The 22,899-nt window shown below is 66.2% G+C and carries 22 protein-coding genes; 18 read left to right on the forward strand and 4 right to left on the reverse strand.

Annotated elements, in window-relative coordinates:
- Positions 1 to 67: 67 nt before the first annotated feature.
- The 7 genes from DAAJ005_RS08890 (at position 68) to DAAJ005_RS08920 (ending at position 7,128) form a co-directional block, all read left to right on the forward strand.
- The gene (locus DAAJ005_RS08890; RefSeq protein WP_151846802.1) at positions 68 to 694 is read left to right on the forward strand and encodes a C40 family peptidase; all 627 of its coding nucleotides are present in this window, start codon (positions 68 to 70) and stop codon (positions 692 to 694) included.
- Positions 695 to 791: 97 nt separating this feature from the next.
- Complete coding sequence (gene galE, locus DAAJ005_RS08895) at positions 792 to 1,784, forward strand: UDP-glucose 4-epimerase GalE (RefSeq protein WP_151846803.1); 993 nt, start codon at positions 792 to 794, stop codon at positions 1,782 to 1,784.
- 17 nt (positions 1,785 to 1,801) lie between these two features.
- The gene (locus DAAJ005_RS08900; protein ID WP_151846804.1) at positions 1,802 to 2,362 is read left to right on the forward strand and encodes a Uma2 family endonuclease; all 561 of its coding nucleotides are present in this window, start codon (positions 1,802 to 1,804) and stop codon (positions 2,360 to 2,362) included.
- A 17-nt stretch (positions 2,363 to 2,379) separates the two neighbouring features.
- Positions 2,380 to 3,726 (forward strand): M20/M25/M40 family metallo-hydrolase, encoded by a 1,347-nt coding sequence (locus DAAJ005_RS08905; RefSeq protein ID WP_151846805.1) that lies wholly within the window; start codon positions 2,380 to 2,382, stop codon positions 3,724 to 3,726.
- A gap of 186 nt (positions 3,727 to 3,912) precedes the next feature.
- Positions 3,913 to 5,073, forward strand: a complete 1,161-nt coding sequence (gene dxr, locus DAAJ005_RS08910; RefSeq protein ID WP_192930908.1) for a 1-deoxy-D-xylulose-5-phosphate reductoisomerase — start codon at positions 3,913 to 3,915, stop codon at positions 5,071 to 5,073.
- Positions 5,070 to 6,200 carry an RIP metalloprotease gene (locus DAAJ005_RS08915; RefSeq protein ID WP_151846807.1) on the forward strand — a complete coding sequence of 377 codons (1,131 nt, stop codon included), beginning with the start codon at positions 5,070 to 5,072 and terminating at the stop codon, positions 6,198 to 6,200. Before dxr ends, DAAJ005_RS08915 begins: the two co-directional genes overlap by 4 nt.
- Positions 6,201 to 6,279: 79 nt before the next feature.
- Positions 6,280 to 7,128, forward strand: coding sequence for a hypothetical protein (locus DAAJ005_RS08920; protein WP_151846808.1), 849 nt, complete (start codon positions 6,280 to 6,282; stop codon positions 7,126 to 7,128).
- Positions 7,129 to 7,203: 75 nt separating this feature from the next.
- Here DAAJ005_RS08920 and DAAJ005_RS08925 read toward each other — a convergent pair whose 3' ends face one another.
- Positions 7,204 to 7,767, reverse strand: coding sequence for a peroxidase-related enzyme (locus DAAJ005_RS08925; protein WP_151846809.1), 564 nt, complete (start codon positions 7,765 to 7,767; stop codon positions 7,204 to 7,206).
- A gap of 32 nt (positions 7,768 to 7,799) precedes the next feature.
- Here DAAJ005_RS08925 and DAAJ005_RS08930 point away from each other — a divergent pair, with 32 nt between their 5' ends.
- From DAAJ005_RS08930 to DAAJ005_RS08950, 5 genes are all read left to right on the forward strand, one after another.
- Positions 7,800 to 8,456 (forward strand): MBL fold metallo-hydrolase, encoded by a 657-nt coding sequence (locus DAAJ005_RS08930; protein ID WP_151846810.1) that lies wholly within the window; start codon positions 7,800 to 7,802, stop codon positions 8,454 to 8,456.
- A gap of 61 nt (positions 8,457 to 8,517) precedes the next feature.
- Positions 8,518 to 11,043, forward strand: a complete 2,526-nt coding sequence (gene hrpB, locus DAAJ005_RS08935; RefSeq protein WP_151846811.1) for an ATP-dependent helicase HrpB — start codon at positions 8,518 to 8,520, stop codon at positions 11,041 to 11,043.
- Positions 11,040 to 11,669, forward strand: coding sequence for a class I SAM-dependent methyltransferase (locus tag DAAJ005_RS08940; RefSeq protein WP_151846812.1), 630 nt, complete (start codon positions 11,040 to 11,042; stop codon positions 11,667 to 11,669). Before hrpB ends, DAAJ005_RS08940 begins: the two co-directional genes overlap by 4 nt.
- 118 nt (positions 11,670 to 11,787) lie before the next feature.
- Positions 11,788 to 12,924 carry a non-hydrolyzing UDP-N-acetylglucosamine 2-epimerase gene (gene wecB / locus DAAJ005_RS08945; protein WP_151846813.1) on the forward strand — a complete coding sequence of 379 codons (1,137 nt, stop codon included), beginning with the start codon at positions 11,788 to 11,790 and terminating at the stop codon, positions 12,922 to 12,924.
- Positions 12,925 to 12,957: 33 nt separating this feature from the next.
- Positions 12,958 to 13,893, forward strand: a complete 936-nt coding sequence (locus tag DAAJ005_RS08950) for a diacylglycerol kinase family protein (protein WP_151846814.1) — start codon at positions 12,958 to 12,960, stop codon at positions 13,891 to 13,893.
- 27 nt (positions 13,894 to 13,920) lie between these two features.
- Here the strand turns inward: DAAJ005_RS08950 and DAAJ005_RS08955 are convergent, their stop codons facing one another.
- The 3 genes from DAAJ005_RS08955 to DAAJ005_RS08965 all read right to left on the reverse strand — a co-directional run bounded on the left by DAAJ005_RS08955 (position 13,921) and on the right by DAAJ005_RS08965 (position 16,597).
- Positions 13,921 to 14,391, reverse strand: a complete 471-nt coding sequence (locus DAAJ005_RS08955) for a hypothetical protein (protein ID WP_151846815.1) — start codon at positions 14,389 to 14,391, stop codon at positions 13,921 to 13,923.
- A 41-nt stretch (positions 14,392 to 14,432) separates the two neighbouring features.
- Positions 14,433 to 15,776 (reverse strand): asparagine--tRNA ligase, encoded by a 1,344-nt coding sequence (asnS, locus tag DAAJ005_RS08960; RefSeq protein ID WP_151846816.1) that lies wholly within the window; start codon positions 15,774 to 15,776, stop codon positions 14,433 to 14,435.
- 116 nt (positions 15,777 to 15,892) lie between these two features.
- Positions 15,893 to 16,597, reverse strand: coding sequence for an ABC transporter ATP-binding protein (locus DAAJ005_RS08965; RefSeq protein WP_151846817.1), 705 nt, complete (start codon positions 16,595 to 16,597; stop codon positions 15,893 to 15,895).
- 57 nt (positions 16,598 to 16,654) lie between these two features.
- Here DAAJ005_RS08965 and upp point away from each other — a divergent pair, with 57 nt between their 5' ends.
- From upp to DAAJ005_RS08995, 6 genes are all read left to right on the forward strand, one after another.
- Positions 16,655 to 17,278, forward strand: a complete 624-nt coding sequence (gene upp / locus DAAJ005_RS08970; RefSeq protein ID WP_151846818.1) for a uracil phosphoribosyltransferase — start codon at positions 16,655 to 16,657, stop codon at positions 17,276 to 17,278.
- A gap of 80 nt (positions 17,279 to 17,358) precedes the next feature.
- Positions 17,359 to 18,498 carry an MraY family glycosyltransferase gene (locus DAAJ005_RS08975; RefSeq protein WP_151846819.1) on the forward strand — a complete coding sequence of 380 codons (1,140 nt, stop codon included), beginning with the start codon at positions 17,359 to 17,361 and terminating at the stop codon, positions 18,496 to 18,498.
- A 169-nt stretch (positions 18,499 to 18,667) separates the two neighbouring features.
- On the forward strand, positions 18,668 to 19,471 hold the full coding sequence (locus DAAJ005_RS08980) for a nitroreductase family protein (protein WP_151846820.1): 804 nt from the start codon (positions 18,668 to 18,670) through the stop codon (positions 19,469 to 19,471).
- A 173-nt stretch (positions 19,472 to 19,644) separates the two neighbouring features.
- Entirely contained in the window at positions 19,645 to 20,493 is an 849-nt protein-coding gene (locus DAAJ005_RS08985) for a tetratricopeptide repeat protein (protein WP_151846821.1), read from the forward strand.
- A gap of 111 nt (positions 20,494 to 20,604) precedes the next feature.
- Positions 20,605 to 22,071, forward strand: a complete 1,467-nt coding sequence (locus DAAJ005_RS08990; protein WP_151846822.1) for an NAD(P)H-hydrate dehydratase — start codon at positions 20,605 to 20,607, stop codon at positions 22,069 to 22,071.
- A 78-nt stretch (positions 22,072 to 22,149) separates the two neighbouring features.
- Positions 22,150 to 22,893 (forward strand): DUF4388 domain-containing protein, encoded by a 744-nt coding sequence (locus DAAJ005_RS08995; protein ID WP_151846823.1) that lies wholly within the window; start codon positions 22,150 to 22,152, stop codon positions 22,891 to 22,893.
- Positions 22,894 to 22,899: the final 6 nt, after the last annotated feature.

Consider the following 22,899-nt stretch of genomic DNA (forward strand, 5'->3'; position numbering starts at 1 on the left):
TAAAGGTGACGTTTAAGTTCGAGAATTAAGAACAAATAAATAAAGTTGGGATAAACTTCTGGAGTCGATGACTTACTCCCGCTTTCTTCTGCCCCTCGCTTTCGCCGCCCTGATCAGCCCCGCTGCACTGGCTTCCACGTATACCGTCAAGAGCGGTGACACCCTGTCTGCGATCTCGCGGGCCACGGGTGTGGACGCCGGAACACTGATGCGCCTGAACGGCCTGAACAGCAGCACCATCCAGATCGGGCAGAAGCTGAATATCGGCGGGGCCACCGTTTCCGCGCCTGTCCGCGCTGCTGCGCCCGCCGCTACCAACTCTGGCGGCGCGTTCGTGCGGACTGCCGCTGCCCGCTTCCTGGGGGTGCGCTACGCGCTGGGCGGCAGCGGCAGAAACGGCCTGGACTGCTCCAGCTTTACCCAGAGTGTGTTCCGCAGCATGGGCATCAGCATTCCGCGCACCGCTGCCTCGCAGTGGAACTCGGGCCGCGCGGTCAGCCGCCGTGACCTGCGCTCGGGCGATCTGGTGTTCTTCAACACCATGGGCCGCACTGCCAGCCATGTGGGGCTGTACGTGGGTGACGGCATGATGGCCAACGCCAACAGCTACCGGGGCCGGACCGTCATCGAGCCGCTGTTCGCCAACGCGTACTGGGCCAGCCGCTACAACGGCGCACGCCGCATCATGAACTGAACGCAGACCACCCTGGAAGGCTGGCGGACGACATCGACTCGTCCGCCAGCCTTCTTTTGGTCCGTCTTGCTCCCCTGCCCTGCTACCCTGAGTCCCGATGAAACTTCTGGTGGTTGGCGGCGCGGGGTATATCGGTTCACACACGGTCCGGCAATTGCGGGCGGCAGGTCATTCGGTGGTGGTGCTGGACAACCTTTCCAGCGGTCACGCCGAAGCCTTGCCCGGTGATGTGGAGCTGGTTAGAGCTGATCTGCTGGATTTCCCCAGCGTCAAGGCCGCCCTGGAAGCCCATAAACCCGACGCCGTGATTCACTTCGCCGCATTGATCGAGGTGGGCGAGAGCATGCGCGCTCCGGCCCGCTACTACCGCAACAACGTGGTGGGCAGCCTCAACCTGCTGCAAGCCATCGTGGACACCCGCAAGGTGCCGCTGGTCTTTTCCAGCACCGCCGCCGTCTATGGCACCACCGACGCCGTGCCGATCCCCGAAGACGCCGCTATGCAGCCTGAAAGCGTCTACGGCGAGACCAAGCTGATGACCGAGCGCATGATCCACGCCTTTCATACGGCGCACGGCCTGCCCTATACGATCCTGCGGTACTTCAACGTCTGCGGCGCGTCTCCCGCCGGGGACATCGGCGAGGCACATCCCAGCCAGTCGCACCTGATTGAACTGGCCTGCATGACGGCCCTGGGCCAGCGCGAGAAAATGATGATCTTCGGTGAGGATTACGACACCACCGATGGAACATGCATCCGCGATTACGTGCATGTGCAGGATCTGGCCGACGCGCATGTGCTGGCGGTGGAAGCCCTACACGCCGGAAAGGCCGATGCCGCCACCTACAACGTGGGATTAGGCCACGGCTTTTCCGTCAAACAGGTGCTGGACGCGGTGGATGCGGTGGTGGGCACGCCGCTGGACCGTGAGATCGCTCCCCGCCGTGCAGGCGATCCGCCCCGGCTGGTGGCCGACGCCACGAAGATCGTGCAGGAGCTGGGTTTCGCGCCGCAGTTCACCGACTTGCAGGAGATCGTGCAGACGGCCTGGAACTGGCACAAGGGGCATCCGCACGGCTTCGAGAAGTAGGGGCGTAAAATAGCCCTATGACAGACGCCGCTCCTCAAGCCATGACGGAAGCGGACTATCTGCGAACCGAGCGCGAGAGTCCCTACAAGCGCGAATACGTGGGCGGTTTCGTGTACCCGCTGCACGCTCAGGCAGGGGCCAGCGGGGAGCATGTGCGGCTCAGCGGGCGCATCATGGCAACCCTGTTGCCCGCTGCTGACGCCCAGGGCTGCCGCATTTACCAGTCCGATATGCAGCTCTCCGTCTCTGGTGCGTCCAGCTACTTTTACCCTGATGTCATGCTGGTCTGCGGCGCTGATCAACCGGGGCGCTATCACGAGTCGTCTCCGTGTTTTCTGGCCGAAGTCCTTTCAACAAGCACCGCGCACAATGACCGCCGCCACAAATACGCCGTTTATACCGCTATCCCCACCCTGCAAACCTACCTGCTCGTGTCGCAGGACGAGCGTTATGTCGTGGAATATCAGCGCGAGGGCGAGGGCTGGACCATGCGCGAACACCGGGACGCCGGACAGGTGGACGTTCCCTGTCTGGGACAGGTGCTGACTCTGGACCAGATGTACCGGGGCGTGCTTTAACCCTTACCCTGTAGGACATGACCTCAACTGATCTGAGCGCCCACATCGAACGCGGCCTGTCTGACCTGCGTGATCTGGTGGCCATGCAGAGCGTCTCCGCGCAGGGCCGTATGTTGCCCGAGACGGCGGACGCCGTGACCGCGCTGCTGGAGGCCGAGGGCTTCACGGTGGCCCGTCATCCCGGTCAGGTGGCCCCGGTGCTGGTGGCCGAGGCTGGGGACGGCCCGTTTACCCTGCTGATCTACAACCACTATGACGTGCAGCCGGAAGACCCCTTGAACCTGTGGGATACCCCGCCCTTCGAGCTGACTGAGCGCGACGGACGCCTCTACGGGCGGGGCGCATCCGACGACAAGGGTGAATTCGTCTCCCGACTGGCCGGACTGCGGGCGCTACGTGAGCGGCACGGTGGCCAGATCCCCCTCAAGGTCAAGTGGCTGCTGGAGGGCGAGGAGGAAGTGGGCAGCCCCAGCCTGGAAGCCTTCGTCAAGGACCACGCCGCCGAACTCAAGGCCGATGGTGTGTGGTGGGAATTCGGCAGCGTGACCCCCGAGGGGCGGCCCATCCTGTACGCGGGCCTCAAGGGGATCGTGTGTCTGGAATTGCGCTGCCGGGTGGCGGCCAGTGAGCTGCACAGCAGCACCGGGGCGGTGGTGGACAACCCGCTGTGGCGGCTGGCGAAGGCCGTGGCCAGCCTGCGCGACGAGACTGGACGTGTGACCATTCCCGGCTTCCACGACGACGTGCGCGAAACTTCTGAGGCGGATCGGGCCGCCATCGCCAGCATTCCCGGCCAGGGTGAGTCGCTATACGACGCCTACGAGGTCACGCGCCGCCTGGGAGCGTCAGAAGACTTCAACACCCGCACCAACCTGATGCCCGTGCTGAACGTCAACGGCTTTCACGGCGGCTACGGCGACGGCGGCAGTAAGACCGTGCTGCCCGCCGAGGGTTTCGTCAAGATCGATTTCCGTCTGGTGCCGGACCAGCACCCCGACAAGATCGTGGAACTGCTGCGCGCCCATCTGGACGCCCAGAACTTAGGTGACGTGGAAATCGTCGAGCTGGAAAGCCACCAGCACCCGGCCCGCAGTGACTTGAATGACCCCTTCGTGCAGACCGCCGTAGCGGTGGCAAGGGAAGTGTACGGCCAGGACGCCATCCTCCATCCCAGCAGCGGCGGCAGTGGCCCCATGTACCCCTTCATGCAGCATGTCGGTGCGCCCGTGGTGGCGCTAGGCATCGGCAACGTGGCGGGTCGCGTCCACGCCCCCAATGAGAATGTGCTGCGCCGCGACTTCGAGACGGGGGTGCGGTACGCGCTGGAATTGATGGAGGCGCTGGGAAGCAAGACCAGGGACTGAAAGAAATAGCTTTTATCCCCTCTCGCCGTGTGGGAGAGGGTGGAGCCGCGTAGCGGCGGGGGGTGAGGTGGCCACGGGCAGGCCGCAACTCAATACGTTGCCCAGTCGTTTCCCCCACCTCACCCGCCTTTCCCCACACTCTGCCCGTCCCGGATGCCTCATGCTGGGGTCAATGAGCGGACGGGCATGGAACTGACGGTTTTGGGCAGCACGGGGAGCATCGGCACGCAGGCGCTGGATGTGGCGCGCGAGCGTGGATACACCGTGTCGGCGCTGGCGGCGGGGCGCAATCTGGAACTGCTGGCTGCACAGGTGAAAGAGTTTCGTCCAACACTGGTCAGCGTTGATCCAGCCGTCTACGGCGAGGCAAAAAAACTGCTGCCCGATGTACATCTGACTGCCGATGTCAGCGAGGTGGCCGCCATGAACACCGATGTGGTGGTCAACGCCATGAGCGGCCTGATCGGGCTTGCCCCCACCCGCGCCGCCCTGCAAGCGGGGCAGGCGGTGGCGCTGGCCACCAAAGAGGCGATGGTCACGGCGGCGGGCCTGATCTGGGAGGCGGCGGCGGCGGGCGGCGGGCGCGTGGTTCCCGTGGATTCCGAACACACGGGCGTCTTTCAGTGCCTGACCGGAGAGGACATGGCAGACGTGGCCGAGGTGATCCTGACCGCCTCCGGCGGCCCCTTCCGCGACGGCCCCGCCGATCTGGGCGGCGTGACGCCCGCGCAGGCCCTGAAGCATCCGTCGTGGAGCATGGGGCCGAAGGTGACCATCGACAGCGCCACTTTAATGAACAAGGGGCTAGAGGTCATGGAGTGCGCCAGTCTATATGGATTGCCGCTGTCACAGGTGGGCGTGGTAGTTCACCCGCAGAGCTTGATCCACGCGGCGGTGCGCTTCCGCGACGGCAGCCTGAAAGCGCAGTTCGGCCCCACCGACATGCGGCTGCCGATTGCCTATGCCATAGACGCCGCCCCCACCGGAATGCAGCGCCCCGGTGACGTGCGCGGCGCGCGGCGTGGGCCGGAAGTGGCTGGACACCTGGGGTGGCCGATGCGCGGCACCTGGGAATTCCGCGAGCCGGATTTTGAGCGCTTCCCCTGCCTGGGTCTGGCCTACCGCGCGGGCGAGGTGGGCGGGTTGCAGCCTGTCGCCCTGAACGCGGCAGACGAGGTGGCGGTAGAGGCATTCCTGGCCGGACAACTGAACTTTACGGGCATTCCCAGATTGCTGGAGCGTGTGCTGGATGAAACTCCTGCTGGAACACTGGGCTGGGATTCGCTGGCGGAAACCGATGCCTGGGCGCGTGTGCGGGCCTGGGAACTGGTGGGGGTGAGGGCGTGAGCTTCATTCAAAGCATCTCTGCCGCGCTGACCCCGCTGGGCCTCATCTGGACGCTCTTGATCATCAGCATTGCCACCTTCCTGCACGAGCTGGCGCACTATGCGCTGGCCCGCTGGCAGGGCGTGCGGGTCAATTCGTTTTCCATCGGCATGGGACCCATCATCTTCAAGCGGCTGTGGCGCGGCACCGAATGGCGGCTCTCGCTTCTGCCCATCGGCGGCTACGTGGAAATCGACGGCATGGCCCCCGAGGAGGTCCGGGGCAACGAGGGCGAGGTCAGTTACCGCCAGGCCAGCAAGGGCTTCGCGGCGCTGCCCGCGTGGGGCAAGATCGCCGTGCTGTTCGCCGGGCCGCTGATGAACCTGCTGCTCGCCATCGGCCTGATGACGCTGACCTTTTCCTCGCAGGGCATCCCGGCTCCCGACCGGGCGCGCATCGAATCCGTGCAGCCGAATTCCCGCGCGCAGACGCTGGGCTTCCAGACCGGGGACGTGATCAGCGCCATCGACGGGCAGGACATCCCCGACACCGTGCAGGTGGACGGAAAGACCGTGACCGGCTGGGAAAACCTGCGCAATGTGCTGGGCACGCCGGGGCCGCATACCTTCACAGTGGAGCGGGCCGGGCAAGCGCGTGACGTAACCTTCGACTGGACACCCACCGTGGCTGGCAAACGGCAACTGCTGGGCATCGGCTACGGCCCGGACATCGTGCCAGCGGGTGTGGGGACCGCCTTCCAGACCTCGCTGACCACCACGGTCGAGGCTGTTCCACAGGTTCTCAAAGCCTTCGGAAATCTGTTCGGGCGCTTCCTGACACTGAATTTCTCGCAGGACGAGAACGTGACGGGGCCTATCGGCACCACCGAGATCGTCAGCCGCGCCGCTACCGTCGGCCCCTGGGCGCTGGTGCAGATCGCCACCCTGCTGAACCTGTCGCTGGCCTTTTTCAACCTGATCCCGATTCCGGGGCTGGACGGCGGGCGCATCCTGCTGGTGCTGGTGGGTGTGGTGCGCCGCCGCCCGCTGAGCTTCTCGCAGGAACAGGCCATCAATGTGGCAGGCTTCGCTTTCGTGATCCTGCTGATGACCTTCGTGGTGGTGCGCGACGTAAGCCGTTTTTTCTGAAGCCGGAAAGCAGCATCCTGAGAGGGGAAATCCCATTCACTCACGCGCCATATCCAAAGGCTGTGTTAAAACAGTCTTCATGATTGCAAAAGCGAAGATGATGCTGGCCCTGGGTCTGGCGACGGTGGGACTGACCACCCTGGGCACAGCAGGGGCAGCGGACGTGCGGCTGGGCCTCAACAGCAGCGTGGGCCTGGGCTGCCAGATTGTGGGCGGGCGCGTGGGCTTTCAGGAGGGCCGTTTCGGTCTGTACGGCCAGGGGGCCTACTGCACCAGTAACGTGGAGGGCAAGTCGGGCACCGGATCCTTCGGCGGGCTGGTCACGGGCGATCTGTTCACCTTCAGCAACGTGACCACCTACGCCCTGATCGGTGCGGAGATCCAGGGCAGCAATACCGCCATTCAGGGCGGCCTGGGCCTGCGCTACGGCATTGCCCTGTTGCCGGTGGAAGCGTATGTGGAAGTGGGCGCGCAGCGCATCAGCACGGCGCTGCAACCCATCTACGGGCCGCGTCTGGCGGTGGGCATCAACTACCGCATCAATGTCGTCAACCTCCAGGGTCAGATTCCCGCGCCCCTGAAATTCGAGGACGGCGAGACCACCCAGTACGCGGGCAGCGCCCCCGCCGAGTGCAAGCTGACCCCCGAGCAGGACCTCGCCGCAGCGCGTGGAGCGGCCCGCGCTGCGGCGGACGAGGGACTGGGTGCGGCGGCGGGGGCCTACGGCGCGGCCTACTCGGGCGTGTCCTACAAGGTAGAAATCACCAACGTGGGCATCAACGGCAACACCGGCAGTGCGGGCGGCAAGGTCACCATCACTGCCACGCAGAACAGCAACGGTGAGAAGGTCAACGGCACCTACGGCGGCACCATCAAACTGGTGCGCTCCGGCTGCGGCTGGCAGGCCACCGGCTACACCCGGAGCTGAGAAACGGCCCTGAGCGTCTGACCGCTGAAATGCCGCGCCTGTTCGTGGCTGTTCAGCGGTCAGATTTTTGTGGCTTTACCGGCCCTTCGAGTGGTATTCCGCGTTCGGAATGAAGCCCAGAGCGCTGCTGACCCGGTTGGTCATGTTGAACATGCCGATCACCTGTACGGCCTCCAGAATCTGGGCGTCGTCTAAACCCACGTCACGCAGAGGGGTCAGGTCCGATTCCATCATCCCGGCGGGTTGCAGGGTCAGCTTCTCGGCAAAGGCGCACAGGGCGGCCTCACGCGCGGACAGATTGGCGTGCCGCCAGTTGACGGCCACCGTGTCGGCCTTCTGCGCCTCCATGCCGTGTTCGCGCAGGGCCGCGCCGTGTGAGACCGCGCAGTACACGCAGCGGTTGAGGCCGCTGACCACCACGGCCATCATCTCGCGCTCGATGTTGCTCAGGTGGCCTGCCTTGTTGACCAGCAGGTTGAAATAATTCCACCACGCCAGAAACTGCTCGCCGTTCAGCGCCTGTGCGCGGAAGACGTTGGGCACGAAGCCCAGATTCGCCTCCGCCTTGTTCCACAGTTTGCGGATGCCCTCATGCGCGCCCTCTTCGGTGGGCACGGCCAGCCAGGAAATTTCATTCATGTGGATTACAGCTTACGGCCCCGCTCCGTGAAATGATCGCGCCAGTGACCGTTCTAGCCCCGAATGTCCGTGTTCAGACCCTATATGCCAATGTGTATCTACTGAGCAGCCCGGCGGGCCGTTTGCTGGTAGACGCCGGGGCGTGGCCCTACGCGGCCCGCTTTGACCGCCTGCTGCGCGACTTTGCCCCCGACGCCGTGCTGCTGACCCACGCGCATGTGGACCATTCCGGCGGCGCGTACAGGGCTGCCCAGCGCGGCATTCCGTTGCTGGCGCACCCGCTGGAACACCCGCAACTGACCGGCGAGGTCCACGATCTGCCGTATCCGGCGGGCCGCCCGGAGATTGGACGAATGGTGTCGCGGGCGCATCCCAAGGTGGCTGCCGACGCCCTGCAAGCTGTTCACCCCGGCGAGACGGTGCTGGGCTGGGAAGTCGTGTCCTTGCCCGGCCACACCCCTGGTCAGATCGGCGTGAGCATGGACGGCGTGCTGGTGGCCGCCGACGCGGTGATCGGCGCGAAGGACGGTGCCCATCTGCCCAAAGCCACCTACAACGCCGATCATGCCCAGGCCCGCCAGACCCTTCGGTATATGGCCGAGATGGATCTGCGCGCCATACTGCCCGGTCACGGCGGCCCCCTGACGCCGGAGCAGGTGCGGAAGCGGGCGGGGCGGCGGGAAGGTTGAAGCTGCGGTAATCGTCTGAACTGTCATCCACAGCCTAGCGCCACCCACTACACTTCTGCCCATGCCTCCCCAGCCCCCCACCCTGCCCATTGCCGAGGTCATCCCAGCGGTGCGCGCGGCCCTGGCGGCGCACCCGCTGGTGGTGGTACAGGCCCCCCCTGGCGCGGGCAAGAGTACGGCGTTGCCGCTGGAACTGCTGAACGAACCGTGGCTGGCCGGACAATCGGTGATCATGCTCCAGCCCCGGCGGGTGGCGGCACGGGCAGTGGCCTCGCGGCTGGCCGAGGGCCTGGGCGAGCGGGTGGGCGAAACTGTGGGTTACCGCGTGCGCTTCGAGGCGCGCGTGTCAAAGCAGACCCGCCTGGAAGTCGTCACCGAGGGCATCCTGATCCGTCGCCTCCAGCGTGATCCGGAACTGGACGGGGTGGGGCTGGTCATTCTCGATGAGTTCCACGAACGCAGCCTGAACGCCGATCTGGCACTGGCCCTGCTGCGCGAGGTGCAGGGGGCGTTGCGCGAAGATCTGCGCGTGCTGGTCATGAGCGCCACCCTGGACCCGGACCTGCCCGCCCGCCTGGGTGCGCCGCTGGTGGAAAGCGCGGGCCGCGCGTATCCGGTGGAGGTGCGATACCTGCCCACAGACCCGGTGGGCCGTGTTGAGGACGCCGTGGCCCGCAGGGTGCGGCAGTCTCTGACTGAGGATGAGGGCGACATCCTGGCTTTCCTGCCCGGCGTGCGCGAGATTCGTGGGGCCGCCGCGCAACTGGCCGATGTGCAACTGGGAGAGGGGGGGGTGCTGGTACTGCCGCTCTACGGCGATCTGAGCGTCAAAGATCAGCGCCGCGCCCTGTTGCCTGATCCTGATGGGCGGCGCAAGGTGGTGCTGGCCACCAGCATTGCCGAGACCTCGCTGACCATTGACGGCGTGCGCGTGGTGGTGGACGGCGGACAGAGTCGCACCCAGGCGTTTGATCCCGCCACGGGATTGAGCCGCATGGTCACGGGCCGCGTCACCCGCGACAGCGCCACCCAGCGGGCCGGACGCGCGGGCCGCACCGCGCCGGGCGTGGCCTACCGCCTGTGGCCGGAGCGCACCCAGCCGCTGCTGCCCCCCGCCCGCCCGCCGGAGGTGCTGGAGGCAGACCTCGCGCCGCTGGTGCTGGAGCTGGCCGCCTGGGGTGCGCCAGACCCCGCTGGATTGGCGTGGCTGGACGCGCCGCCCGCCCCCCGTGTGGAAACGGCCCGCGCCCTGCTGCGTGGCCTGAACGCCTTAGATGACACGGGCCGCGTCACCCCGGAAGGTCAGCGTCTACTGGAATTTCCCACCCATCCGCGTCTCGCTCATCTGCTGACGGGCGGGGCAGAGGCTGGCCTGGGACCACTGGCCGCCGATCTGGCCGCGCTGCTGGAGGAACGCGATCCGCTCCCTCCCGGCTCAGGCGCGGACCTGACCGAACGCGTGGAGGCGTTACGGGTGTGGCGGGCTGGGCACGGCAGCAGGGGAGACGTCGCCGTGCTGGAGCGCATCGAGCGGCTGGCCAAGCAGTGGCGTGGGCTGCTGGATGTGCGCCCAGACAACGCCGAACCCGATCCCTACGATCTGGGCGAACTGATTGCCCTGGCCTATCCCGAACGCCTCGCATTGCCGCGCGAGGTACTGCCCAGCGGTCTGCGGGGCCGCTTTCTGCTGGCGGGCGGTCAGGGCGTGGCGCTGCCGGAGGGGGACGCCCTGGCCGGAGCAGAGGCGCTGGCGGTGGCCCACGTGGACGCCCGCGCCCTGAATCCCAGCAACGCCGAGGGCCGCATCTATCTGGCGGCTCCCCTTGCTCTGTCTGCCCTGGAATCCCGCGCCGCATGGATGGAAAGCGTCCGCTGGGACACCCGCACGGGAACCCTGCTCGCCCAGAATGAACGCCGCGTGGGGGCGCTTGTCCTTGAAACCCGTCCCCTGAAGGAATTGCCTGCCGAGCTGCGGATAGAGGCCCTCAGCGGGGCCATCCGCGCCGAGGGGCTGCACCTGCTGACCTTTCCCCGCGAGGCCGCGGGTCTGCGCGCCCGCGTGCAGTCGTTGCGCCACTGGCACCCCGAAGGCGACTGGCCCAATCTCTCCGATGCTGCGTTGCTGGGGACGCTGGGAGACTGGCTCGGCCCGCATCTGGGCATGGCGCGCACGCGGGAAGACCTGGGGCGCATCAACCTTCTGCCCGCATTGCAGGCGCTGCTGCCCTGGCCTTTGCCGCAGCAACTCGAAGACCTCGCGCCTACGCACCTGGGGGTTTCCACGGGCAGCCGCATCCGGCTGGAATATCGTTCAGACGGTTCGCCTCCTATTCTGGCCGTCAAGTTGCAGGAACTGTTTGGGCTGGCCGACACGCCCGCCGTCAACGGGGGCCGCACCCCAGTGCTGCTGCATCTGCTGTCGCCCGCCGGACGGCCCGTGCAGGTTACGCAAGACCTGCGGAGTTTCTGGAATTCGTCGTATTTCGAGGTTCGCAAGGACCTGCGGGGCCGCTATCCCCGGCATCCCTGGCCGGATGACCCGTGGACCCACGCGCCGATGAAGGGGATCAAACGACGCGGCGTATGAATCTCTGGCCGCGCATGATCTCTGCGGCCTACGCCCCGCTGGGCTGGCGGCGGGCGGGCTTCGTGCTGGACCTGATTCTTCCCCACCTACCACCTGGACGCGTGCTGGACCTGGGTGCGGGAACGGGCCACACGGCGGCGCTGCTGACCCAGAAGGGTTGGGCTGTGACGATGGCCGATGTCTCGCCGCACACTGGAGCGCTGGGGCAGCGGTTGGTGGCGCACCCCATCGCCGCGCGGCTGGGCCGTGAATCTGGCGTGCCGCGCGTGCTGTATGACGGCTCGACATTGCCTTTTCCAGACCGCTCATTTGACGTGGTGCTGCTGGCCTTCGTGCTGCATCACTGCCCCCATCCGGCGGCGGTGCTGCGGGAAGCGGCGCGGGTGTCACGGCGCGTCTTGGTGCTGGAGGACGGCAATGGCGAGTCCGCTCCGAACCGTCTGGACCGCGTGACCGACGCCCTGATCAATCTGGAATTCGGCCACCCGCACGGCGAGCGCTCGCGCCTGGAATGGCTGGGGATGTTTGCCGCCTGTGGCCTGGGCGTGGAGCAGGAGCAGGGCTTCACCTCCCGCTTCGGTGGACTCAGGGGCAGGCACCGGCTGTACGTGCTGAATCGCCTATAGTGTGCAATTGTTCACCACGCGGGTTTTCTGGCGTGGCCCCTCAACTTCCATTCGCCCACGGGCCGCAACGGTCTCCCGAATCCGGCCCGCGCTGTGATGTCTCCCGCAAGGAATTCCCATGACCGATAAACGTATTGTCCTCGCCTTCGGCACCCGCCCGGAAGCCACCAAGATGGCCCCCGTCTACGCAGCTCTGGCTGCCCAACCCGGCCTGACGCCGCTGATCCTCTCCACCGGGCAGCAGCGCCAGATGCTCGACGGCGCGCTGAATGTGTTTGGCCTGACGCCGGACCGCGACCTGAACGTAATGACCGAGCGCCAGACCCTCGCGGACCTGACCGCCCGCATCGTGCCACAGGCCGGGCGCGTGCTGCGCGAGATGGAGGCCGATCTGGTGCTGGTCCACGGCGACACCTCCACGTCGTTCTGCGTGGCCCTGTCCGCCTTTTACGAGGGGATTCCGGTGGGCCACGTCGAGGCGGGCCTGCGAAGCGGCGACTTGCAGGAACCCTTCCCGGAGGAAGCCAACCGCCGCCTGACTGGCGTGCTGAGTGCGCTGGACTTCTCGCCCACTTCGGGCAGCAAGGCCAACCTGACCCGTGAGGGCAAGCCGGAAGTGGGCATCTTCGTGACCGGGCAGACCGCCGTGGACGCCGTGCGCGAGGTGGCCGGGCGCGTGCCGCTGCGCCCCGAATGGCAGGCCCGCGTGGACGCCGGGCAGCCCCTGGTGACCGTGACCATGCACCGCCGCGAGAACCAGCCGATGATGCGCGAGATGGCTCAGGCGCTGGCCCGCGTTGCTCAGGCGCACCCAGATCACCACTTCATCTATCCGGTCCACCTCTCGCCCGCCGTGCAGGAGGCTGTGCGCCCGGTGCTGGAAGGCGTGAGTAACTTCGAGCTGACTGCGCCGCTGGACTACAGCGACATGGCCCCCCTCATGGCCGCCTCCGTGCTGCTGGCCACCGACAGCGGCGGCTTGCAGGAGGAGGGTGCAGCGCTGGGCGTGCCAGTGGCTGTTCTCCGCAACGTCACCGAGCGCCCCGAGGGGCTGGAGGCGGGCGTGCTGAAACTGGCGGGCAATGACCCAGCGCAGCTCGAAGCGGTGTTGAATCACCTGCTGGATAGCCCGGAGACGTTAAAGGGCATGCGCGAGGCCCGCAATCCCTACGGCGACGGGCAGGCCGCTGGACGGATCGCGCGTGCCATCGCGTGGCACTTCGGCCTGGGCGAGCGCCCTGCGGATTGGAGCTGAACTCAGGCTCCTGGCGCGTATGATGTGCCTGACGTGAGCGCCCCCCAATCCTCGGTTCCCCCGCTGGCCGTCGTCCTCAACCCCAACGCGGGCGGGGGACTGGCCACGCGCGAGTGGCCGCGCCTTGAAGCCGAGTTGAAGCGGCGCGGCCAGCCCTTCGAGCTGATTCTGGAAGACAGCGGCGAGGACGCCCTGGCCCGCATTCAGGCTCTGCCGCCGCACATTGCTGTGCTGGCGGTGGGCGGCGACGGCACGGTGGGCGCGCTGCTGCCAGCGCTGGTCTCCGTCCCCAAGCGGCAGGGCCGCCCGCTGGCCGTGGTGCCGTTGGGAACGGGCAACGACTTCGCGGGGATGCTGGGCCTCAAAACTGGACAGTTCGCGGAGGCGCTGGACCGCCTGACCTTCCAGCCCCGCAACGTGGACGCCCTGGAGGTCCGCATTCTGGATGGCGATGGCGCGGGCCGCACGCATGTGTTGCTGAATGGCCTGGGCCTGGGCTTCGACGCCGCCGTGACCGCCAACATGGCCCGCGCTCCCAGGCAGTTTCAGGGCTTCGCGCGCTACGCGTGGTCCGCCGTCGCCACTGTCCGCGAGCTACACCTGTCTGAGGTGCAGATCACGCTGGACGGGCAGCCTTTTTACAGCGGTCCCAGCCCCATTGTGGCGGTCATGAATGGCACCCGCTACGGCGGCGGCTTCCTGATCAGCCCGCAGTCCAGCCCACGTGACGGCCTGCTGGACGTGGTGGCGGGCGGCCCGATGAACCGTTTTCAACTGGTCAAACTGATGTTGCGCGTATTGCGCGGCACCCATCTGGATCAGCCGCAGGTGCGCACGGCGCAGGGTCGTGAAGTCACGGTGCGCTGGGATACGCCTACGCCGCTGCACCTGGACGGCGATCTGCATGGACAGGTGACGGCGATCAAGGTACGGGTGTTAGAGGGCGTGGTGAAGTTGCTGAATGGGTGAGCGGGATGTCCCGGCCCAGACCTGAACTTACTGAATCCTCTTCATGGTGCAGTTCGATAGACCTGCTTTGTCGCCCGTTCTGACGTAGTCCCCATATATGCCACGGCCCGTCTGGAAAGCGTAGACGCCCTGAACTGTCTGTCCGATTTCGACAGGGGTATTGATCAGGCCGTTGCAATCCCGCTTCTGGTCGTAAGGAGCCTTCGTCACGTTGATGGAGATATGGGGCCTGATCTCTCCGCCAGCCGAGTAGGATGCCGACGCGTTATCAACACCCTTGACGTCTTCACCCACGTAGAACACCACACCTCGCTCGTTGGAATAGAGGACTGGAATCGTCACTGTGGACGGCTTCAGCCCATCCTCCCACGCCACTTCCCAGACCTGGCCGGGGGTAAACACCGGGTCAATGAGGGGCTGTTCCTGAGTTGTTGTGGGAGCGCAAGCGCCGAGAAAAGCCACCATAACCGGAGCCAGAAGAGCGGAAGACAGTTTCATCGGCGAGCGCACAACCCACGCCCCTCTTTCGGAATTCTGACTCAGGGCCGCATCCGCGTCAGCATGCGCGGGAAGGGAATCGCCTCGCGGATATGGTCAAGGCCGCAGATCCAGGCAATCACGCGCTCCAGGCCCATGCCGTAGCCCGCGTGCGGCACGCTGCCCACCCGCCGCAAATCCAGATACCAGTCGAATTCGTCCAGCGGCAAGCCCTGTTCCTCAATCCGCGACTTGAGCAGCCCGTAATCGTGAATGCGCTCGCTGCCGCCGATGATCTCGCCGTAGCCTTCGGGGGCAATCACATCGTCGCACAGGGCCACGCGGGGGTCTTCGGGGTCCGGCTGCATATAGAACGCCTTGATGGCCGCCGGGTATTTCTCGATGATCACCGGGCGGTCAAAGTGGTGGCCCAGAATCGTCTCGTGCGGCGCGCCCAGATCGTCGCCCCACTCCACGGGCTGCACGTCCTCCTGCACGTTGGGAGGTAGATCCTTGTTTTCGATGTGCTGCCGCACGATTTCCAGCGCCTCGGTGTAGGTGATGCGCGGGTAGTTGCCCTCGGCGGCTCCGGCCAGTTTGGCGGTGTCGCGGCCCAGCAGTTCCAGCTCCGGCGCGCACTCGTCCAGCGCGCGGTGCACGATGAAGCTGAGCATCCGCTCCTGCAAATCCAGATTCTCGCGGTGGGTGCTGGGGGCCACCTCCGGCTCGATCATCCAGAATTCCAGCAGGTGGCGGCGCGTCTTGCTCTTCTCGGCGCGGAAGGTGGGGCCGGAGGTGTAGACCTTGCCGAAGGCAAACGCCCCCGCCTCGGCGTGAAGCTGCCCGGTTTGCGACAGGTACGCCTTGTCCTCGCCGAACAGGTCGATTTCAAACAGCTCCGTGGTGTCCTCGGCGGCGTTGGGCGTGAAAAACGGCGCGTCGAAGCGGATGAAACCCTCGCCGTGAAAGAAAGTGGCGATTGAGCGCTGAACGCAGTCGCGCACCCGCATCACGGCCCACGGGCGGCGGTGCCTGAGCCACAGGTGACGGTGATCCATCAAAAACTCGATGCCGTGTTCCTTGGGCGTGATGGGGTATTCGCCGTGGTTCTCAGAAATCGGCGTGATCTCGCGCACGCTCAGCTCCACGCCGCCGGGGGCGCGCTCATCGGCCCTGACCTCGCCAGTGATGGTCACGGCCTGCTCCTGGGTCAGCCGTTTGGCGGCCTCAAACACGTCCTCGGCCACGTCGCCCTTGAACACGGTGGCCTGTACGAAGCCGCTGCCGTCGCGCAGTTTCAGGAATTGCAGCTTGCCCTTGCCGCTCTTGTCGGTCAGCCAGGCATGAACGCTGACGGTCTGCCCGAGGTGGTCTTTAAGGTCATGAATGCTGGAAGTTGGTGCCATGCGCGGAATTATGGCAGAGGCGGGGGCGGCGGCGCAGGTGGCCCGCTGCTTTCTCCGGGTGTCCCGGTAGGAGAGGAATGATCTGGCGGCAAACCCGCGCGTGCAAGGTCCAGTCGCTAGCCGTAAACAGGAGCCTCTTCCGTAAAACGCCCGTCCAGCAGGTGTAGCGCCCGGTCCGCGTACCCGGCCAGACGTTCGTCGTGGGTGACCAGCAGTACGCCCGCACCCTCCTCGCGGGCCAGGGCCACCAGCAGGGCGGCCACCGTGGTGGCGTTGGCGCGGTCCAAGCTGCCCGTCGGCTCGTCGGCCAGCACCACCGCCGGGCCGGAAGCCAGCGCGCGGGCCACCGCCACCCGCTGACGTTCGCCGCCGCTCAGAACCTCGGGCATGCTTCTCTCACGTCCCGACAGGCCCACGCGGGCCAGCAGGGCGTGGGCGCGTGCGGTGTCACCCTGCCCGGCCAGACGGCAGGGAATCATCACGTTGTCCAGTACGTTCAGGTCTTCGAGCAGGTAATGGTGCTGAAAGACCAGCCCCACCCGCCCGGCCCGCCGCAGCGCCCGCGCCTGGGTGTCCAGCGTGTCGGTGCGCTCCCCGGCCCACCAGATCTCGCCGGAATCTGGCACGTCCAGCCCGCCCAGCAGATGCAGCAGCGTACTCTTGCCGCTGCCCGAAGGCCCGGTCACGGCCACCACTTCTCCCGGCTGCACGCTCAGGGAGACGCCGTGCAACACGGTCAGTTCGCCAAAACTCTGGCGAACCTCGCGGGCTTCCAGAGCTGGAATAGTTGAAGAAGAGGCGGGGACGGTCACGCGGCGCATCTTATCCTGACCGTTCCTGTACCCGGTTCCACTCTGCTGAGGCGATATGCTTTCCACATGGTCACCGTTGTCTCCCATCCCCTGATTCAACACAAGCTCTCGCTGATGCGCGACACCGGTACCGGAGTCAAGGAATTCCGCGAACTGGCCGCCGAAATCAGTATGTTGCTGGCCTACGAGGCCATGCGAGATCTTGAATTGGCCCCCCAGACCCTGACCACACCGCTGGAAACGGGTCAGTTCCCGATGCTGAGCGGCAAGAAGCTGGCGCTGGTGGCGATTCTGCGCGCTGGGCTGATCATGACCGACGCCATCGTGGCGCTGGTTCCGGCGGCCAAGGTGGGGCATCTGGGCATGTACCGCGATCCGCAGACCCTCAAACCCGTGGCGTATTACAACAAGCTGCCCGCCGACATCTCCGAGCGCCGCGTCTTTCTGACCGATCCGATGCTAGCGACGGGCGGCAGTGCCAGCGCCGCCATCGACAGCCTCAAGGAAGCCGGGGCGCAGAGCATCAAGCTGATGTGCATCCTCTCGGCCCCCGAGGGCATCGCCGTGATCGAGCGCGATCACCCGGACGTGGAGATCGTGACCGCCGCCATCGACTCTCACCTGAACGATCATGGCTACATCGTGCCGGGGCTGGGGGACGCGGGGGACCGGATCTACGGCACGAAATAAAATAGACGTCGCTGAACGAGCCGCCTCCACCTTTCGGCTAACCCCCTGGCACGGCGAAACCCTTAGACTCGGGGCACTTTATGGATTCACTTTCTGCCTTCGCCCAGCAACTGGGCATCGCTGACCTGTTCGGACGGGGTTTTTTCAGCGTTCTCGTCACCTTTCTGACCGCCTGGCTGTTTACCTGGCTGTTCATTCCCCGTCTGCGTGAATTTGCCGTGCAGGTCGGCTGGGCTGATCAACCCAACGCACGGCGGCTGAACACCGAGCCGCTGCCCAATGCCGGGGGTCTGGCGATCTTCGCGGGCTTTATCGTCAGTGTGATCGTGGCCTGGGCGCTGCGGCCCATCGTGGTGGAGATCGTCAATATTCAGGTGCTGGCGATCCTGCTGGGGGCGTCCCTGCTGGTGCTGGTGGGTTTTATCGACGATCAGTTCGGGTTGTCGCCGCTGTCACGTCTGCTGGTGCAGGTGTTGGCTGCCGTGCTGCTGATCGTCAACGGTCTCAAGATCGACTTCAACGCCATTCCCTTTTTACCCATCGTTCCCGACGCCATCAACGGCCCTATCAGCGTCTTTCTGACCATCCTGTGGATCGTGGGCCTGACCAACGCGGTCAACCTGATGGACGGAGTAGATGGCGTGGTGGGCGGCGTGGGTTTCGTGGTCAGCACCGTGCTGCTGGCGACGGCGGCGCAGTTTCCTGACCGGGCTGCCGCCGTGGTATTGCTGGCGGGCCTGTCCGGCGCGGCGCTGGGGTACTTACGCCACAACTTCAACCCCAGCCGGATCATCATGGGCGACGCCGGGGCTTATCTGTTTGGCTACACTCTGGCCGCCGTCAGCCTTCTGGGCACGCTGAAATTCAGCGCAGGGGCCAGTCTGCTGGTGCCGCTGATCGTGCTGGCGCTGCCGGTGCTGGACACGACTCAGGTGGTCATTGGGCGGCTGGCCCGCGGCATTCGCAATCCGCTGGGGCACCCGGACAAGACCCACATCCACCACCGCGTGCTGGCCCGCACCGCCAGCGCGCGGCGCACCGCTGTGATCCTGTGGGGCGTGGCACTGGTCTGCGGCATGGTGGGCATGGCCTTGCAGGGTGTGAACTGGCGGGTGACCGTGGTGACGGGCGTGCTGATTGCCGCGTGTCTGTGGTTCGTGGCCCACCGCCGCGTGCGTGCCCAGAACATTGAGGACCGGAACAGCGAAACGGTGCGCTAGGCGTTGCCTTTCACGGCAGCTCGATATCGGCGCGGCTGTGCGGACAATGGGAGAGGAGCATTTCAATTTCCAGAGAAATGCAGAGTAGAAAGAAGAAGCTGATCCGGGCATCTGGGGGCTGTGGGACTTGCCTTTCTCTGTCGTCTGCCTGACCGCTATGCTGCCCCCCATGCTTGCAACCCTGTCCACCCGCACCCAGAGCGCCGAAGAAGTCACCGCGTTCTACGACGCCCACCGCACCGTCCGCCAGTACGTGACCGTTCCCGACGGCTCCCCGCTGCCGCTGCCCGCAGACCACCTGGAAGCCATCCTGCATGCCGCCCAGCGTGCCCCCACCGACGCCACCGCGCAACTGTATTCTCTTGTGCGCCTGACCCGCCCAGAGGTCCGCGCCCAGATGGTCACCCTGACCACCAACGCGCACATCGCCACTGCCTCGGAGGCGTTCGTGGTCTGCGCCGACGTGCGGCGGGTGGCGCGGGTGCTGGAAGTGACCGGGCAGACGCCGGGGCACTGGCCCGCCATCGCAGTGCATTTCGGCATCGGGGACGCGGTAATGGCCGGAACCAACCTGCTGACTGCCGCCGAGATGCTGGGCTACCAGGGCTGCTGGATCGGCGGCGTGATGAACGGCCTGGACGGCATCATCGATCTGCTGGAACTGCCCCCTGGCGTGTTGCCCTTCGCCGCGCTGACCATCGGCACATCTGCTGAGGACACGCCGTACCGCCCCCGCGTGCCGCGCCCGCTGGTGATCCATACCGACACCTACCACGCGGGCACCGACGATGAAATCCGCGACGCTGTGGACATCATGAATCCCATCGCGTCCCGAAATGGTCAGTCCGGCGACTGGGCCAGACTGCTAGGGGCCTATTTCGCCGTAGGCGGCGGCATGGAAGGCCGCGAACCCCGGCTGGTGGCGGCCCTCACACGTCAGGGCATGTGGTCCGGCGAGGTTTCTTTGGATTGACGGAAGGGGTGGGCGTGTCGTCTGGTGGAGACGGCCTGTCACTTTTTGTGCGCAGCCAACCCGAAAGGAGTAGCTTTTCGTCGTCTATTTGATGTGGAACGACCGCCCTGGTACAGCCGGAATGCGAGGCCCCCACCCCTCTCGCTGCCCAATCCGGCCTATCATCGGTGCAGATGTCTGATCCTGTTCGTTCCGCCAGCAAATCTCCTGTTCAGCCCACTCCCGATCCCGCTGCTCTGCCCGATCTGAATGAGGTCATTCGCGCCGGGGAGTGGCGACGGGCGCTGGCCGTCTCGCGCATCAAGCAGTCGGAGGTGGAGGTTCAGGAGGCGCTGGAGGCGGTCTTCCGTTTTCAGGAAACGGTGCGGGCGCGGCGTTATCCCTCGGCCCGGCGGGCGCTGGCCGATTACCGCGAGGCGCTGGCCGGGAAAGCCGACGCCGCCGAGCTGAGCGTGCTGCGCCGCGCCGCCGATCCAGACGCGCTGGGTGCGGCGCTGGACGCCCTGAACGCCCATCTCAAGGAGCCGGACCCGGAGGTGCTGGCCGCCGGACTGGCCCCCGCGCTGGCCCAGCCGCTGACCCGCGCCGAGGCGCTGAACATTCAGGGCGTGCTGCGGGCGTTGCAGGAAGCAAGTGCTGAGGCCAGAACCCTGTTTGAGGAGGCGCTTGAAGCTGACGCCGGGCATTACCGCGCGCTGACCAATCTGGGCAATCTGGACATTGAAAACGGTGACCACGCTGGGGCCGAGGTGAAATACCGTGAGGTGATCCGCCTGAACCCCGACTATGACGGTGGCTGGCATAACCTGGGTGTGGCCCTGCGCCGACAGGGCAAGATGGCCGAGGCGGTGCGCTCGATCCGGCGCGGCCAGCGGCTGGGTATGAAACGCTCCAAGGAGGACACCGACGCCGAGGTCAAGGCCCAGTTCGCGGGCAATCCGCTGTTCAAGGGCCTGCGCTGGGTACTGATCGCCGTGGTGATTTTGGTGCTGTTCCTGGCCCTGCGCGGCGCGATGACCTGACGCCTTAACCTGGCGTGGTGCCGGACTGCGGAGAGGGGACTCCTCCGTGGGTCCTTTGCACCGGAAGGATGCGTCTGGAGTGTCTGATCAACGAGTGCGCTATAAGCGGGCATGAGCGAATTCATCCTGAGTCCAGAGGGTGCGCGGCGGGTAGATGCCCGCCTGGAGCGTGCCGGGCTGCTGGATCTGGCGATGGAGGAGGCCGGGCGCGCGGTGGCTGACGCCGTGCAAGCCTCCTTTCCAGACGGTCCGGTGCTGCTCCTGGCAGGCGGCGGGGCCAATGGGGGAGACGCCCTGGTGGGCGCCCGTCATCTGCTGGCACTGGGCCGGACGGTGCGCGTGCTGGCGCAGACTGCCAGACACCCCCTGACCCGTCTGAACCGCCGACGCCTGCGGGCCGTGGGGGGCGAGGTCCAGCCGCTGAATCCAGCTTCACTGCACCGCGCCTCCGTAGTCTCCGGGGTGCTGGTGGACGGCCTACTGGGAACGGGATTTGTGCCGCCGTTGCGCCCGGCTCTGGCAGCGGTCATTGAGGTTCTGAATATTGCCCATGACGCGGGCCTGCCGGTGCTGTCCATCGATATTCCCAGCGGTCTGGATGCCTCCTGTGCAGACGTGGAGGGTTTGAGTGTGCGCGCCGACATGACGGTGACATTCATGGGATTCAAGACGGCCTCGCTGTTCGGTGAGGCCGCCACACGCTCAGGCCGGGTCACGCTTGCACCGCTGCGGGTGCCGCCCGATTGGGTGCGTGAGGAAGCCCTTGGCATTCGCACGGACGATGTGGGAGTGGCCGCGCTGCTGCCCGTGCGAACGGCGAGCGCACATAAGGGCACGGCGGGGCGGGTCTGGATCGTGGGCGGCCACCCCGGCATGGTGGGAGCGGCGGCGCTGGCCGGACTGGGTGCGCTGCGGGCCGGAGCGGGGTTGGTGACGGTGCATTCGCTGGCGGACGTGCCCCTGGTCACCCCTGAATTGATGGTCCGGCAGCACACCGATTGGCACCATGCCCTGCCCGAACTGCGCGCCTCTGGCCTGCCCGATGCCGTGGCGCTGGGCATGGGTCTGGGATCGCAGGCTGTGGATGTGGCCCGCGAGGTGCTGGCCTGGGGCATTCCCACCGTGCTGGACGCCGACGCCCTGCACCCCGAACTGGTGGGCCACGGCCATCCGCAGTGTCTGTGGACCCCGCATCCCGGCGAGGCGGCGCGGCTGCTGGGGGTGGGGACTCCAGAGGTTACGCGCGATCCTCTGGCGGCGGCGCGGCGTTTGCAAGAGGTACTGGGCGGCACGGTGGTTCTCAAGGGTGGCCCCAGTGTCGTCGCCTCAGCCCACGCCCTGAGCGTCGCGCGCGGCGGGCATCCGGGCATGGCCTCGGCGGGGATGGGAGACACGCTGTCGGGCGTTCTGGTAGCGCTGCTGGGCCAGGGCCTGAGCGCCGCCGACGCCGGGGTGGCCGGGGTGCGGCTGCATGCCCGCGCGGGCGAACTGGCCGCCAGGGCGCATGGCTACGGTCTGATCGCCAGCGACGTGTCGGATGAGCTGGGGGCCGCGTGGCTGGACTTGAAGCTGTCGTGAAGGTCAGTTCGATAAAGCTTGACTTGTCCTCCCAAGTGCGAGAGTCGTAAGACAGCCAGTGCTAACTTGTTCACATTGATGCAGGGACTTCTTGAGGACCTACCACTGCTGGGCATTCTGGAACTGATCCACACCACGCGCCAAACTGGTGTGTTGGACGTTCAGGCCGAGGTGCCGTACACCGTGACCTTCGTTTCCGGTGAGATCATCTCGGGCGGCATCTTGGACTGGATGGGGCTGGACGCGCTGTACGCCAGTCCTCTGCTGCCCGAGAGCGGCACATTCGACTTCACGCACCGTCCGGTAGCGGGGCAGCCGCTGGGACCCTACGGCCACCTGACCACCGACTGGGCGCGCGTCAGCGACGAATGGGAAAAGGTCTGCGAGGCCATCGTCAGCCCCAGCCGCTGCTTTCAGGGTGATCTGTTTCCTTTCAGCGGCCAGAACGGCAGTTCGGTGCGTGGCGCGGCCCGCGAGCTGGATATTCCGGTGTTCCAGGCGGCGCAGATGGTGGTGGGCGCGCTCAAACAGGGACGGCTGTGGCCGCTGGACCGCTACGAGTGGTACCGGCTGCGGCTCCAGCCTGCCGGGCCGCGCGCCAAGCTTCATCCGGTGGCCCGCCACCTGAACGGCAAACGCACGCTGGGCGAGGCCACTGGGGCGGGCCTGCCCCAGCATGACGTGCGCGATTATCTGCTGGGCGAGCTGCGGCTGGGCCTGCGCTTTCCAGGCAGTGGCTGGGTGCTGCGCGACCTGGTCTGGGAGCAGAAATATGGACATGTCCCGGTGCCCAGCACAGACCAGCTCCCCTCGCCCTCTTGAAGAAAG

The organism is Deinococcus sp. AJ005, from assembly GCF_009017495.1.
In the GTDB taxonomy this organism is placed as follows: domain Bacteria; phylum Deinococcota; class Deinococci; order Deinococcales; family Deinococcaceae; genus Deinococcus.

Bases quoted from the DNA above. Each gene is read 5' to 3' on its own strand.
- DAAJ005_RS08890 (WP_151846802.1), top strand. From the start codon at position 68: ATGACTTACTCCCGCTTTCTTCTGCCCCTCGCTTTCGCCGCCCTGATC.
- galE (WP_151846803.1), top strand. From the start codon at position 792: ATGAAACTTCTGGTGGTTGGCGGCGCGGGGTATATCGGTTCACACACG.
- DAAJ005_RS08900 (WP_151846804.1), top strand. From the start codon at position 1,802: ATGACAGACGCCGCTCCTCAAGCCATGACGGAAGCGGACTATCTGCGA.
- DAAJ005_RS08905 (WP_151846805.1), top strand. From the start codon at position 2,380: ATGACCTCAACTGATCTGAGCGCCCACATCGAACGCGGCCTGTCTGAC.
- dxr (WP_192930908.1), top strand. From the start codon at position 3,913: ATGGAACTGACGGTTTTGGGCAGCACGGGGAGCATCGGCACGCAGGCG.
- DAAJ005_RS08920 (WP_151846808.1), top strand. From the start codon at position 6,280: ATGATTGCAAAAGCGAAGATGATGCTGGCCCTGGGTCTGGCGACGGTG.
- DAAJ005_RS08925 (WP_151846809.1), bottom strand. From the start codon at position 7,767: ATGAATGAAATTTCCTGGCTGGCCGTGCCCACCGAAGAGGGCGCGCAT.
- DAAJ005_RS08930 (WP_151846810.1), top strand. From the start codon at position 7,800: ATGATCGCGCCAGTGACCGTTCTAGCCCCGAATGTCCGTGTTCAGACC.
- hrpB (WP_151846811.1), top strand. From the start codon at position 8,518: ATGCCTCCCCAGCCCCCCACCCTGCCCATTGCCGAGGTCATCCCAGCG.
- DAAJ005_RS08940 (WP_151846812.1), top strand. From the start codon at position 11,040: ATGAATCTCTGGCCGCGCATGATCTCTGCGGCCTACGCCCCGCTGGGC.
- wecB (WP_151846813.1), top strand. From the start codon at position 11,788: ATGACCGATAAACGTATTGTCCTCGCCTTCGGCACCCGCCCGGAAGCC.
- DAAJ005_RS08955 (WP_151846815.1), bottom strand. From the start codon at position 14,391: ATGAAACTGTCTTCCGCTCTTCTGGCTCCGGTTATGGTGGCTTTTCTC.
- asnS (WP_151846816.1), bottom strand. From the start codon at position 15,776: ATGGCACCAACTTCCAGCATTCATGACCTTAAAGACCACCTCGGGCAG.
- DAAJ005_RS08965 (WP_151846817.1), bottom strand. From the start codon at position 16,597: ATGCGCCGCGTGACCGTCCCCGCCTCTTCTTCAACTATTCCAGCTCTG.
- upp (WP_151846818.1), top strand. From the start codon at position 16,655: ATGGTCACCGTTGTCTCCCATCCCCTGATTCAACACAAGCTCTCGCTG.
- DAAJ005_RS08975 (WP_151846819.1), top strand. From the start codon at position 17,359: ATGGATTCACTTTCTGCCTTCGCCCAGCAACTGGGCATCGCTGACCTG.
- DAAJ005_RS08980 (WP_151846820.1), top strand. From the start codon at position 18,668: ATGCTTGCAACCCTGTCCACCCGCACCCAGAGCGCCGAAGAAGTCACC.
- DAAJ005_RS08985 (WP_151846821.1), top strand. From the start codon at position 19,645: ATGTCTGATCCTGTTCGTTCCGCCAGCAAATCTCCTGTTCAGCCCACT.
- DAAJ005_RS08990 (WP_151846822.1), top strand. From the start codon at position 20,605: ATGAGCGAATTCATCCTGAGTCCAGAGGGTGCGCGGCGGGTAGATGCC.
- DAAJ005_RS08995 (WP_151846823.1), top strand. From the start codon at position 22,150: ATGCAGGGACTTCTTGAGGACCTACCACTGCTGGGCATTCTGGAACTG.